The sequence below is a fragment of the Sphingobium sp. FW305-3-2-15-F-TSA7 genome, assembly GCF_058787155.1.
Genome location: NZ_JBYSZM010000007.1, coordinates 194,648 through 206,722 on the forward strand (window position 1 = coordinate 194,648; position 12,075 = coordinate 206,722).

The 12,075-nt window shown below is 64.2% G+C and carries 12 protein-coding genes; 7 read left to right on the forward strand and 5 right to left on the reverse strand.

The window, feature by feature from the left end; translation table 11 throughout:
- The first annotated feature begins 200 nt into the window (after window positions 1-200).
- From AC3WN8_RS07700 to AC3WN8_RS07730, 7 genes are all read left to right on the forward strand, one after another.
- Complete coding sequence (locus tag AC3WN8_RS07700; protein ID WP_492668813.1) at window positions 201-1,325, forward strand: C45 family autoproteolytic acyltransferase/hydrolase; 1,125 nt, start codon at window positions 201-203, stop codon at window positions 1,323-1,325.
- Between the two features lie 59 nt (window positions 1,326-1,384).
- The gene (locus AC3WN8_RS07705) at window positions 1,385-2,476 is read left to right on the forward strand and encodes a PepSY-associated TM helix domain-containing protein (RefSeq protein WP_492668814.1); all 1,092 of its coding nucleotides are present in this window, start codon (window positions 1,385-1,387) and stop codon (window positions 2,474-2,476) included.
- Between the two features lie 91 nt (window positions 2,477-2,567).
- Window positions 2,568-3,197 (forward strand): GntR family transcriptional regulator, encoded by a 630-nt coding sequence (locus tag AC3WN8_RS07710; protein ID WP_492668815.1) that lies wholly within the window; start codon window positions 2,568-2,570, stop codon window positions 3,195-3,197.
- A 122-nt stretch (window positions 3,198-3,319) separates the two neighbouring features.
- The gene (locus tag AC3WN8_RS07715; protein WP_492668816.1) at window positions 3,320-5,068 is read left to right on the forward strand and encodes a dipeptide ABC transporter ATP-binding protein; all 1,749 of its coding nucleotides are present in this window, start codon (window positions 3,320-3,322) and stop codon (window positions 5,066-5,068) included.
- 13 nt (window positions 5,069-5,081) lie between these two features.
- Window positions 5,082-5,864, forward strand: a complete 783-nt coding sequence (locus tag AC3WN8_RS07720) for an MOSC domain-containing protein (RefSeq protein WP_492668817.1) — start codon at window positions 5,082-5,084, stop codon at window positions 5,862-5,864.
- Complete coding sequence (locus AC3WN8_RS07725; RefSeq protein WP_492668818.1) at window positions 5,857-6,708, forward strand: hypothetical protein; 852 nt, start codon at window positions 5,857-5,859, stop codon at window positions 6,706-6,708. The genes AC3WN8_RS07720 and AC3WN8_RS07725 overlap by 8 nt, the downstream gene beginning before the upstream one ends.
- 186 nt (window positions 6,709-6,894) lie before the next feature.
- Complete coding sequence (locus AC3WN8_RS07730; protein WP_492668819.1) at window positions 6,895-8,313, forward strand: putative porin; 1,419 nt, start codon at window positions 6,895-6,897, stop codon at window positions 8,311-8,313.
- 56 nt (window positions 8,314-8,369) lie between these two features.
- On the opposite strand, the gene AC3WN8_RS07735 is transcribed toward AC3WN8_RS07730, so the two are convergent.
- The 5 genes from AC3WN8_RS07735 to AC3WN8_RS07755 form a co-directional block, all read right to left on the reverse strand.
- Window positions 8,370-9,074: a phytanoyl-CoA dioxygenase family protein gene (locus AC3WN8_RS07735; RefSeq protein ID WP_492668820.1), complete on the reverse strand. Its 705-nt coding sequence runs from the start codon at window positions 9,072-9,074 to the stop codon at window positions 8,370-8,372.
- A 95-nt stretch (window positions 9,075-9,169) separates the two neighbouring features.
- A complete protein-coding gene (locus AC3WN8_RS07740; RefSeq protein WP_492668821.1) occupies window positions 9,170-9,601 on the reverse strand; it encodes an ExbD/TolR family protein in 432 nt (143 codons plus the stop codon).
- An 18-nt stretch (window positions 9,602-9,619) separates the two neighbouring features.
- A complete protein-coding gene (locus AC3WN8_RS07745) occupies window positions 9,620-10,111 on the reverse strand; it encodes an ExbD/TolR family protein (RefSeq protein ID WP_492668822.1) in 492 nt (163 codons plus the stop codon).
- Between the two features lie 96 nt (window positions 10,112-10,207).
- A complete protein-coding gene (locus tag AC3WN8_RS07750; protein WP_492668823.1) occupies window positions 10,208-11,020 on the reverse strand; it encodes a MotA/TolQ/ExbB proton channel family protein in 813 nt (270 codons plus the stop codon).
- A gap of 62 nt (window positions 11,021-11,082) precedes the next feature.
- Window positions 11,083-11,739, reverse strand: coding sequence for an energy transducer TonB (locus tag AC3WN8_RS07755; protein WP_492668824.1), 657 nt, complete (start codon window positions 11,737-11,739; stop codon window positions 11,083-11,085).
- Window positions 11,740-12,075 lie beyond the last annotated feature (336 nt).

Genomic DNA, 12,075 nt, shown 5'->3' on the forward strand with positions numbered 1-12,075 from the left:
ATGGCCTTTCAGATCACGGCCAACCTGTTTCGCTGGGAAGGACGAGTGCCCGGCGCAAAAACCGGATTGCGCCGCATTATTGGTCCGCAATCGGTGCCGGATCAAAAAAATTCCCGGCGCTCGTCCGGAACCGGGGCCGCCTTTCCGTCTACCCCACCACGCGCGCAAGCGCTTGATTATCGGGAAAGAGCCCAGCACGCATGACCTACGCCGACCTCCAGACCCCATTTCCGCTGATCCATATCGAGGGGCCCGCCTATGAGCGTGGGATCAGCTACGGCCGCCAGGCGGGCGATCGCATCGATGTCGGCCTCGCCATCTATCGCGACGCGTTCGAGGTCGCCGGGATCGGATGGCAGGAAGCGATGGGCTATGCCGAACGCTTCCGCCAGCAGGTGGAGGGCTATGATGCCGAAATGTATCGCGAGATCGAGGGCATCGCCAAGGGCAGCGGCCAGCCGGTCGAAGCGATCGTCGCGCTCAATGCCCGCACCGAGATCATCTTCTGGCGCGACAATGAACTCGATGTGCCGCATGCGCCCACCGGGCTTCAGGAGGAATGCACTGCGGCCCTCGCCTTGCCCGGCGCCACCGCCGACGGCCATCTGCTCCACGGCCAGAATTGGGACTGGAATCCGCGCTGCGCAGGCTCCGCGATCGTCCTGCGCGTCGTCAACGACGACGGCCCCGACATTCTGAGCTTCGTCGAGGCAGGCCAGCTCGCGCGCCACGGCATGAACAGCGCGGGCATCGCGCTGACCGTGAACGGGCTGCAATGCGATCAGGATTGCGGCGTGATGGGCGTGCCCAATCCGTTGATCCGGCGCCGGCTGCTCCAGTCGCCGACACTGGCATCGGCGATCGACGCGGTGTTGAGCACGCGCATCTCCTTTTCGCACAGCCTGATGCTCAGCCATCGTGAAGGGTCGGCGGTCTGCCTGGAAGTCACCCCGTCGGATGCATTCTGGCTGCAGCCGGAGGACGGTCTGCTCGTCCATGCCAATCATTTCAAATGCCCGGTCGCGCGCAACAAGATCCGCGACACCGGCCTGCAACGCTGCCCGGAATCGCTCTATCGCGACCAGCGCCTGCTCGATCATCTGACCGCGCGGCGCGGCGGCATCGATCTCGCCGCGATGAAGCAGGGGTTCGCCGACGATTTCGGCGCCCCCGACGCGATCCTGCGCACGCCAAAGGCGCGGCCGGGCGGCAATCTGTCGGGAACCGTCGCGACGCTGATCATGGATTCGAGCGCGCAGAAGATGTGGATAGCGCCCAGCCCGTATCTCGGAATATCCTTCACCGAATACAGCATGGCCGCCTGATCCAGCCCCCACCCGGCCCGAGGCCAGCCTCTTTCCCACGCGATCGCATCGGACAGCATGTGAACAAGACTCTCTACAAGCTTCATCGCTGGACCGGTTTGACCGTCGGGGCATTGCTGTTGGTCCAGGCGTTCACCGGGCTGATGCTGACGCACAAGGAACCGCTGGCCCACTGGTTCGGGGACGCGGTGCGCGGCGGCGATGCGCCGCGCGCCGGGCTCGATCGCATCATCGCAAATGTCCGCGCGGTCCGGCCCGACGGCCGGATCGATCGCATCATCTATCCGCAGGAACATGATCTGCCGCTGATCGCGCGCATCGTACCGCCGGGCAGCAGCGATTTCGACATCGTCACCGTCGATCCGGTCGATGCGCGGGTCATCGACTCCGGCCCGCTCTGGCGGTTTCCGCTGCAGCTGTTCGAACGCATCCATGTCGCGCTGCTGATGGGCGACACGGGCAAGATCATCCTGTTCCTCGAAGCGGCCGGCCTGCTGTTCATGGCGATCACCGGTCTGATCCTCTGGTGGCCGCGCGCCGGGCGCTTCGTCGCGTCGCTCACCGTCCACTGGCGCGGTCCGTCGCTGCGCATCCTGCGCGACCTCCATGTCGTGCCCGGCGTGCTGACATTCCTCTTCATCATCGCCAGCGCCTTCACCGGTGCGTCGCTGGTCGCGCCCTATCTGCTCCGGCCCGTCGTCGCAGCGGTCGCGACGGTCGCACCGAAGGTCGAGGCCGAATGGTCCGAAATCGATCGGCCGGCGACGATCCTGTCATGGCAGGACGCGCTCGACCGGCTGAAAGCGCGCTTTCCCGACGGCAAGCTCCGCCAGATCCGTTTCGCGGGCAAGGACGACCGCATTCTCGGCGTCGTCATGATCGCCGAGGACGCGGTCAATCCGCGCGCGCACAATATCGGCTATGTCGATCGCTGGACGGGCACGCTGACGGTGATGTCCGACGGCAACCGGCTGGCATCGGGCGACGCGATCCTCGCCTGGCCGCTGCCGATCCATACCGGCGAGGCCTATGGCCCGTTGCGTGGCCTGGTGATGACCATCATGGGCGTCACCCTGTTTTCGATGGCGGTGACGGGCATCTGGTTGTGGCTGCGCAAGCGGCGCCCCAACAGAAAGCGCCGGCCAGGATGATGAGCAGTCGATGGCGTTGCGGAATTCCGCATGATCATGGATCGAATCGTCAACGCCCTGTAAGTGACGCGTGAACGAGTGAAGGACGACGATGTTGGACGTTCATACCCGCCCCAAATCGAAAGCTCTGTTCGACCGCCTGCGCGATCATATTCTCGAAGGCCGTTATTTCCCGGGGCAATGGCTCAAACAGGCGGAACTCGAGGCCGCTTATAACGCCACCCGTTCGGACGTGCGCGCCGCGCTGAGCAGCCTTTCGGAGCGCGGTGTCGTCGAATATGTCAAGAATCAGGGCTTCCGCGTCTTCAGTCGCAGCGATGAGGAGATTGGCGAGATCACCGAGATGATCGCCATCCTCGAGCGCGCCGCAGTGCCGAAGATCATCGAGAACATCACCGATGAGGGGATCGACGAGCTGGAGGAACTGGCGACGATCTTCCACGATCTGATCACATCGGGCAGCCATGCCGATCTGCGCCTTGCCAATTATCATATCCACAACCGGCTCAATTCCTTTTGCGGCAGCAAGCTGCTGATGCAGACGGTTCAGCATCTGCGCGAATGCTGCATCAGCGGCCCGTTCGAACGCTATTCGACCTTTGCGGGCCTGAGCGAGAGCAGCCGCGAGCATTTCGCGATCCTCAAGGCGCTGCGCGATCGCGACGCGGCGGAATTCGCGCGCCTGATCGGCGAGCATTCCACCCAGTCGCTGACGCGATAGAGCGCTTCCCGAAAAAGTGGGAACCGGTTTTTCGGTCAGGAAGCGCAAGATATCTAGATTCCGGCACACGATATCCGCGCCACCAGGTCGGGTTTTCGGGCGCCGCACTCGTCTTGGGGAATATGTCCATTCACGCAGCCGCCCTGCTCGAAATCCGGAATCTCTCGATCGCCTTTCGAACCGGCGGGCGCGACATGCCGGTGGTGCGGACCGTCGATCTGACGATCCGGCGCGGCGAAACCGCCGCGTTGGTCGGCGAATCCGGGTCGGGCAAGACATTGCTGGCGCGATCGATCGTCGATCTGATGCCGCCCGACGCGACGATCACCGGCGGATCGATCGCCTTTGACGGCGCGACCGTGCTGCCCGCCGATCCCGCGGTGCGCCACGGACTGCGCGGCCGGCAGGTCGGCTATATCTTCCAGGAACCGCTTTCCAGCCTCAACCCGGCGCTGCGCATCGGAATCCAGCTGACCGAAGGGCTGCGCCATCATCGCGGACTTTCCGCCGAAGCCGCGCATGCCGAAGCGCTCGACATGCTCGAACGGCTCAAGATCGCCGCGCCCGAACGGACGATGCAGCTTTATCCGCACGAATTGTCGGGGGGCATGCGCCAGCGGGTGATGATCGCCGCGGCACTGATCATGAAACCCGCGCTGCTGATCGCCGACGAGCCGACGACCGCGCTCGACAGCATCATCCAGGGCGAGGTGCTCGGCCTGCTCAAGGACACCGCACAGGCGCAAGGCACCGCCGTGCTGATGGTCACGCACGATCTGAGTGCGGTCGCCGGTTTCGCCGATACGGTGAGCGTCATGAGCCGCGGCGAGATCGTCGAGACGGGATCGGTCGAGTCCGTGCTCGCGGCACCGCGCCATCCCTATACCCGCGCGTTGCTGGCCGCGACGCTTCAGCCGATCACGGGCAGCGCTCCGCCCCAGGCCTCCGCCGCCGCTACGCCGTTGCTCGACATACGCAACCTTTCGGTTGCCTTTTCCGGGAAGCCCGCCGGACTGCGCCGTATCCGCGCACGGACAAAGGCGCTCGACACCGTATCCCTGTCGATCATGCCGGGTGAGGCGCTGGCGATCATCGGCCAGTCCGGATCGGGCAAGACCACGCTCGCCCGCGCCGTCGCCGGGCTCCAGCCGATCGAGGATGGCGATATCCTGTTCCGCGGCGAACCCATTGCCGGCGTCCGGCGGCGCGGCGAACAGCCGGTCCAGTTCATCTTCCAGGATCCGTTCGGATCGCTCGATCCGCGCATGAAGATCGGCGCGATCGTCGAAGAAGCGTTGAAATTCGATGCCCGCTATTCCGCCGCGACGCGGCGCGAGAAAGCCGCGCAGGCACTGACCGATGTGCGCCTCGACGGCAGCTTCCTCGATCGCTTTCCGCATCAATTGTCGGGCGGGCAGCGGCAACGCGTCAGCATCGCCAGGGCGATCGTCCGAGATCCCGATTTCATCATCGCCGACGAACCGGTCTCGGCGCTCGACCTCACCGTGCAGGCGCAGATCCTCGAACTGTTCCTCGACCTGAAGGCGAAGCTGGGTTTCGCCTGCCTGTTCGTATCGCACGATCTGGGCGTGGTGGAGCATTTCGCCGACCGTATCGGCGTGCTGTTCAAGGGACGGCTGGTCGAGATCGGCCCGCGCGCGGCGATGTTCGAGCGCCCGCACCATGCCTATACCCGCGCCCTGCTGTCCGCCCTCTCCCATCTCGAAGCGCGCGCCGACGGCAGCTTCGCGCTGAGCCGGCGCGATTTCGGCGCACCGGTCGAACTGGCCACGGACGCCGTCGGCGACACATCTCTCTCGCCACATTATGTCGAGGTCGCCCCCGGCCATCTCGTCGCGATGGCGGCATGACAGGACAATCATCATGGCGGTGATCGAGGGACTTTATCGCTACCCGGTCAAAGGGCTCGGCAGCGAACGGCTCGGCGAGGCGGTGATCGCCGCCGGGCACGGCATCGAGGGTGACCGGGCCTATGCGATCGCGCTGGGCCAGACGGAGTTCGACCCGTTGGCGCCCATACATCTGAGCAAGATGAAATTCGCCACGCTGATGACGCATCCGGTGCTGGCCGGGCTGACCGCGGATTTCGGCACGGCACCGGGACGGCTCAGGCTTTCCCGGAACGGGGCGCCGGCGCTCGACGTCTCGTTGCAGGATCCCGACGATATCGCGCGCTTCGACCGGTTCATCTCCGACTTCGTCGACGATCGCGCCAAGGGGCCGCTGCGGCTGGTCACCGCCGACAACCATATGTTTTCCGACGTCCGCGAGGATTGCCTGTCGATCATCAACCTGGCGAGCGTCGAGGCACTCGGCGCTGCGCTTGGCCGCCCGGTCGATCCGCTGCGCTTCCGCGCCAATATCTATGTGTCGGGTCTGCCCGCCTGGCGGGAACGCGACTGGCAGGCCGGCGACATATTTGGCCTCGGCCATGGTCAGGTCAGCGTCATGCGGCCGATCACGCGTTGCGCGGCGGTCAATGTCGATCTCGCAAGCGGACAGATCGATGCCGACATTCCCACGCTTTTGCGGCGCGAATTCGGGCAGAATGCGATGGGCGTCTATATCGACGCGATCGGCACGACCCGGATCGCGGAGGGCGACATCATGTTGGATAGCGGTGCGAGGGACGATGGTGATGAATGACCAGGACGGCACCGGCAATGCCGCACGGATGCATGCCATGTATCATAGCGGCCCGACGACCATCTACGCGTCGGCAATCGATCCGCGTTTCTCCTACACGCTGTACGTGCCGCACCGCTTCGATCGGATGGATCACAGTGCCACGACGATCCTGGTATCGGTGCACGGCACCGGACGGATGCAGTCGCTCTATCGCGACATGTTCGCCGAATTCGCCGAATATCATAACTGCATCGTCCTGGCCCCGCTGTTTCCGGCCAACATCTTCCAGGACGGCGAGATGAGCGGGTATAAATATATCGCCGAGCGCGACATCCGCTACGATCTGGTGATGCTCGGCATGATCGAGGAGGTTGCCGCGCGCTACGGCGTCTCCGCAGCGAAGGTGCTGATGTTCGGATTTTCGGGCGGCGGTCATTTCACCCATCGCTTCACCATCCTGCATCCCGACCGTATCCGCGCCGCTTCGATCGGTGCGCCGGGCGCGGTGACGCTCATCGATTTCGAACGGTCCTGGTGGGTTGGCATCCGCGATTGCCCCGAATTGTTCGATATCCAGATCGATCCGCAGGACTATCGCGACCTGCCCGTGCATTTTGTCGTCGGCGGATCGGACGACGAGACCTGGGAAATCACATTTTCCCCCGGCGACCGCCATTATGTCGAGGGCGCCAACGATGCCGGGCGGACGCGGGGCGAACGGATCAGGAGCCTGGCCGACTCCTTCGCGGCGCATGGCGCGCGGACCCGGCTCGATATCGTGCCCGATGCCGCGCACGATGTGACCGTCGTCGTCCGCAAGGCGCGCGACTTTTTCGACGATGTGCTCGCCGGACGCGCCTGACGGCCTCGGAAAACCGTTCCTGCCCCCGGTTAAATCGATTCTGAACGAAAGCCGTCAGTCTGGTGTCAGGATCGCCGGTCTAGAGGCAGCCAGGGTCGCTTCCCGGTCCGGCATCGCAAGAATGCCGGGTTCGACCACCGGGGCGAACCGGTTGGGCGTGGGCAGCGGAAACAAGGGAGAGCTCGGGTGATTGGCAATCGCACATTGAAGCACAGGCTGTTGGCCGGGGCGACGCCGCTCGTCCTTGGCCTTGCATTCGGCCTCGTGCCCAGCGCGGGTTTCGCGCAAAGCGCGTCGGACCTGCAGATGCTGCGTCAGCAGATCGCCGAACTGAAGGCGCAGCAGGAAGCCTCGGCAGCGCGCATCCAGCAGCTTGAATCCGCGCTCGCCACGGTTTCCGCGCGCACCGATGCGGCCCCTGCGCAAAGCGCCGCCGCGACGAACGCCCCCGCCCCTACCCCGAGCACGGCACCGTCCGCGGCGATCACAAGCCGGCAGATGGCGCAGGCCGATCAGGCCAGCTCACCCGCCGCGCCGGTCAATCCCGCCGGTGCCTCGTCGCCCGGCATCCCGCCAACGGCCGCCGCGAAGAAGCTCGCAATCAATGGCGACGTCCGTGTCCGCTACGAACAGAATTTCGGCGACAGCGATGCGCGCACCCGCCATCGCGGCGTGCTGCGCGCGCGCCTGCGCGCCGCCTATACCGTCAACAACTGGCTGTCGCTCGGCGGCCAGCTCGTCACCGGCGATCCCGACGATCCCAATAGCTCGGACATCACGCTGGGCAATTTCGACGACGATCTGACGGTCAGTCTCGACCAGGTCTTCATTCGCGGCAATTTCGGCAATCTCCAGCTCACCGCCGGCAAGATCCCGCAGAATTTCGTGCGCACCGAACTGGTGTGGGATGGCGATGTCAGCCCGCAGGGAGTCAGCGCGACCTACCGGTTCGATCTGGGCGGCGGATCGTCGCTCCGCGCCAACGGGCTCTATTTCCTGATCGACGAGTCGGTCGCCGGGCCGAACAGCGACATGATCGGTGGCCAGCTCCAGTTTGAGACCTCACCGACCGCACCGGTCCGGTTCGAACTCGCCGCCGGCTATTACGACTATCAGCTCCGCAGCATGGCGGGCGGCGACGCCGGCGATTTCCGCACCAACCGCTTCGCCAATGGCCGCTACCTTTCGGACTTCGACCTGCTCGACGTCATCGGCGCCGTCACCTTCAACGGCTTCGGCGAAAGATGGCCGGTCCGAGTGGTCGGCGACTATGTCCATAATTTCGGCGCGACCACCAACCAGGATACCGGCTTCGGCGTCGACCTGCTCGTCGGCCGCGCCAGCAGGCGCCACGACTGGCGCGTCGGCTATGGCTATGCCCAGGCAGGCGTCGATGCCGTGCTCACCGCGTTCAGCCACGACAACACCGACCTGGCGTCGAACTACAAGCAGCACACCGCACTGATCGATTACATGCTGCTGCCCAATGTGACGCTCAACGGCACCTTCTACCGCTTCAAGCCCAAATCGGCGCTGTTCACCCCGACCTTCCTGCCCAATGACTGGGTCAATCGCCTGCGGCTCAACCTGCTGGTGAATTTCTAGGACTCCCAAAGAGAGACTGAAGCGGGTTTCGACATCAGCCCCCGTCGAAACCCGCTTCAGACCCCGAGCCATTCCAGCCCGCCGTCGAGCCGATCGACCGAATAATCGACCTGGAGCACGCGGCGACGACTGGCCGAACGCGTCACATCCGATGCATGCAGGATCGGCGTCGCATAGGCCCAGATATCGCCGCGATCCGCCAGGCACACAATCTGCCCGCACGACGCCACCACGCCATCGATGTCCGCTTCCGCGATCCGGCCCAGCCGGTGCGATCCCGGCGCAATCAGCAGCGGCGCATTATCGGGCGACACCGGATCGATATGCACGCGCAACGTCACCATGCGCTCGAGCAACGCGAAGGGCGGTACGACATGCTGGAGCCCGGCCTTGATCGTCCAGGGGCCATAGCCCGGCACATCGATCCGCGTGCGCACGGCGATCGTGCGATCCTGATGCCAGCCAAGCGACCAGTTCGCGCCGTCATGCTTGTCGAACAGGATCGCCCGCACCGGCCGCGCGCGCGGACCAAGCACCGTGGCGGCGACCGCGCCGGCCTCCGCCGAGGGCGCCAGCAAAGCGGCAAGCCCGCTCAATCCATGCAGCCGAATCCCGGCACGATCGACCGGCAGCGCCGCTGCGATCCGCTCGAGTGCAATCAGCGTCTCCTCGCCGGCCGCACCGGAATGGAGCATGGCGCCATGATCGCACAGGTTCAGCGATGTGGTGAACATGGTCGAAGCGTCTGGGTCCTTATCCATCCGAAAAGCCTACGACCTGGCGAAGAGAGATGACGCCAAAGAAAAAGGGCGGACCTTTCGGCCCGCCCTGATTCTTGTTCCCAATCCCGTCGGGATCAGAAGGCGCGATACTGTTCGTTGCCGACGAAGCCCATTTTGGTGACTTCCGACTTCTTGATGATCGCGAGCACCTGATCGACGGTGTCGTAGCGGGCCTGGGCGTCGGGCTGGAAGTGCAGCTCGGGCTCGGGCTCCATCACCTTGGTACGGTCGAGATACTGGCGCAGCGTCACCCGATCGATCGGGGAGCCATTCCAGTAAACCACGCCCGCGGGGTCGATGGTGATCTTGTTCTTCTCGGGATCGATCGGCGGCGGGTTCTGCCGCGCGTTCGGATCGTCGATCGGAAGGTCGATCTTCACCGCATGGGTCTGGATCGGGATGGTGATGATGAACATGATGAGGAGCACGAGCATGACGTCGATCAACGGCGTCGTGTTCATTTCCATCATCGGCTCGCCGTCGTCGCGGCCACCGCTCATTGCCATGTCAAACTACTCCTGATCTCAGAGACGCTGGGCCACGAAGCTGCCTGCCGGCGGCTCCGAGATGAAACCGACGCGTGCGAAACCGGCCATCTGCATCGTGAAGATCGTACCGCCGATGCAGCGATACGGCGTATTCACGTCACCGCGGATGTGCGCTTCCGGCATGTCTTCAGCCGTGAAGTTCGCCAGGCCGCCCTTCTTGTCGATCTCCGCCTTGAGCTTCGCGACCGCGCGGTCGAGCAGCTCCTGGGCATTGACGCGCGTCAGGTTCCAATAAACCTCGCACTCGCCGTTCGGACTCGCCCTGACCGAGAGCGAGACGTTCTCGGGCTTGGTCGTCGTCGGATCGTGGCGCACTTCAGGAAGCTTCACGTCGATCGTCTGAATCACGACGGGAACGGCGATCAGGAAGATGATGAGGAGCACCAGCATGACGTCCACGAGAGGCGTCGTGTTGATGTCGGACATCGGGGTTTCGTCGCCACCCGCGTCGCCTACGCTCATTGCCATTGTATTAGGATCCTATCCTGCTGAATTCGGGGCGCCCTTGCGAGCGCCCTCAAATGGCGGCGGCGACACTCCCGAAGGAGTATCGCCGCTGTCCGTTCAGGCCTTGGGCGCACCAGCCGTGGTCGTGCCGACGCCGGGCTTCGGAGCCGCAGCCGGCGGGGCAACCTTCGCGGCACCGCGAGTCGCAACCGCGGGCTTCACGGCACCGTTCGAAGCCATGTAGCCGAGCACGTCGTTCGCGAAGGCCGAGAGGTCTTCGGCGATCGACTTGTTACGACGCTGCAGCCAGTTGTACGCGAGCACCGCGGGAACCGCGACGACCAGGCCGAGCGCGGTCATGATGAGCGCTTCACCGACCGGACCGGCGACGACGTCGATCGACGCCTGACCCGACGCACCGATCTTCACGAGCGCGCGGTAGATGCCGACCACGGTGCCGAACAGACCGATGAACGGTGCGGTCGCGCCGACGGTGGCGAGGAAGGCCAGGCCGCCATTGAGCTTCGAGTTGATCGCAGCCTGGCTGCGGCTCAGCGAGCCGTGCAGCCAGTCATGCGCCTCGACGGGATCGGTCAGCTTGCCGTGCTGGTCCTGCGCGGTCAGGCCGTCGTCGACGATCTGCTTGTAGGCCGAATTCTTCTCCAGCTTCGCCGCACCTTCGCGCAGGCTGGGATTGCCCCAGAAGCTCGAACGCACGCGCTTCGACTGATTGATGATCTTCTGCTGATCGAACAGCTTGGTGAACATGATGTAGAAGGAGAAGATCGACATCGCGACGAGGATGAGGAACACCGCCCATGCAATGGCACCGCCCTGTTCGAGCGCGGCCCAAAGACCATAGGGATTCTCACCGGCATGCGCGGCGGCTCCGTTGGCGGCTCCGGCCGCGGCTGCAATCTGGATCAACATTCGGCTTATTCCTCTTCAAAATCTGAAATTGTTCAGGGATATTTTTTACGTATTCGTGAAACTCAATCTTCCGGCAGCACCCACCGGACCCGGCGCGACGATTTGGAACGGATAGGGTTTCCGGCCTGATCGACAGCGGGGGTGTAGCGAGCGCGACGGGTGAGCGATGCGCAGGCAGCGCGATCGAGATCGGAATTCCCGCTCGACGACGTGACGGTGCAATTCTCGACGCGGCCTTCAGTATTGATATCCCACGAGATTCCCGTGGTACCCTGGGCGCCTGCACGGATCGCCGAAGGCGGATAATCGTCATTGGTGATCCAGCGTGCCGGGTCACCCTTGGCGCCGGCAGCCTTGCTGACGACGGGTGGCGGCGGCGGCGGCGGCGGTGCGGCGACCGGCGTCGGCGGCGACGGCGGAGGCGGACGATTGACCGTCACGATCTGCGGCGGCGGCGCGACGTTCGTCTGAACGATCGGCGGCGGCGCCACGACCGGCGGCGGCTCGATCTGCTTCTCGGGCGGCGGCGGCGGCGGCTCTTCCTCTGGTGGTGGGGGCTCGTCTTCGACATCGAAGACGTTCAAATCCTCAGCCGCCTTCTTGACCACATTATAGGCCAATCCAGTGACGAAGGCATAGCCGAGCACCGCATGCAGCAAGACGACGATAACTATCGCCACCATGCGGCTCGAACTCATCGATTGATCAGCGTAAGCCATTCAGAAACGACACTCCCTCATATTCCTCGGTTCGCAGAGGCTTCGGTCGATGGACGCACCAAGGCAAAGGCGCCAGGAGAACGTCAACGATCCGGTCCCGCCACGATTTTATGTCCTAAGGCAGAACGCGAGTCTCTATCGCTCCGTGCTTTTTGACGCAATTGCTTTGTTTCGTCGGCAACGCTCCGCATCCCTGGAGAGTTGCATGCCCCGTTAATCCGATTTTTGCCACAAGTCCGATGTCACGTTACGGAGAGTTTATGACGTTTGAAAGACTGGCCTTTCCGCTGTTTGCGGCCCTCGCCCTGCCCCCCGCGAACCTCGCCGCACAGACCC

Bases quoted from the DNA above. Each gene is read 5' to 3' on its own strand.
- AC3WN8_RS07700 (WP_492668813.1), top strand. From the start codon at position 201: ATGACCTACGCCGACCTCCAGACCCCATTTCCGCTGATCCATATCGAG.
- AC3WN8_RS07710 (WP_492668815.1), top strand. From the start codon at position 2,568: ATGTTGGACGTTCATACCCGCCCCAAATCGAAAGCTCTGTTCGACCGC.
- AC3WN8_RS07715 (WP_492668816.1), top strand. From the start codon at position 3,320: ATGTCCATTCACGCAGCCGCCCTGCTCGAAATCCGGAATCTCTCGATC.
- AC3WN8_RS07720 (WP_492668817.1), top strand. From the start codon at position 5,082: ATGGCGGTGATCGAGGGACTTTATCGCTACCCGGTCAAAGGGCTCGGC.
- AC3WN8_RS07725 (WP_492668818.1), top strand. From the start codon at position 5,857: ATGAATGACCAGGACGGCACCGGCAATGCCGCACGGATGCATGCCATG.
- AC3WN8_RS07735 (WP_492668820.1), bottom strand. From the start codon at position 9,074: ATGGATAAGGACCCAGACGCTTCGACCATGTTCACCACATCGCTGAAC.
- AC3WN8_RS07740 (WP_492668821.1), bottom strand. From the start codon at position 9,601: ATGGCAATGAGCGGTGGCCGCGACGACGGCGAGCCGATGATGGAAATG.
- AC3WN8_RS07745 (WP_492668822.1), bottom strand. From the start codon at position 10,111: ATGGCAATGAGCGTAGGCGACGCGGGTGGCGACGAAACCCCGATGTCC.
- AC3WN8_RS07750 (WP_492668823.1), bottom strand. From the start codon at position 11,020: ATGTTGATCCAGATTGCAGCCGCGGCCGGAGCCGCCAACGGAGCCGCC.
- AC3WN8_RS07755 (WP_492668824.1), bottom strand. From the start codon at position 11,739: ATGGCTTACGCTGATCAATCGATGAGTTCGAGCCGCATGGTGGCGATA.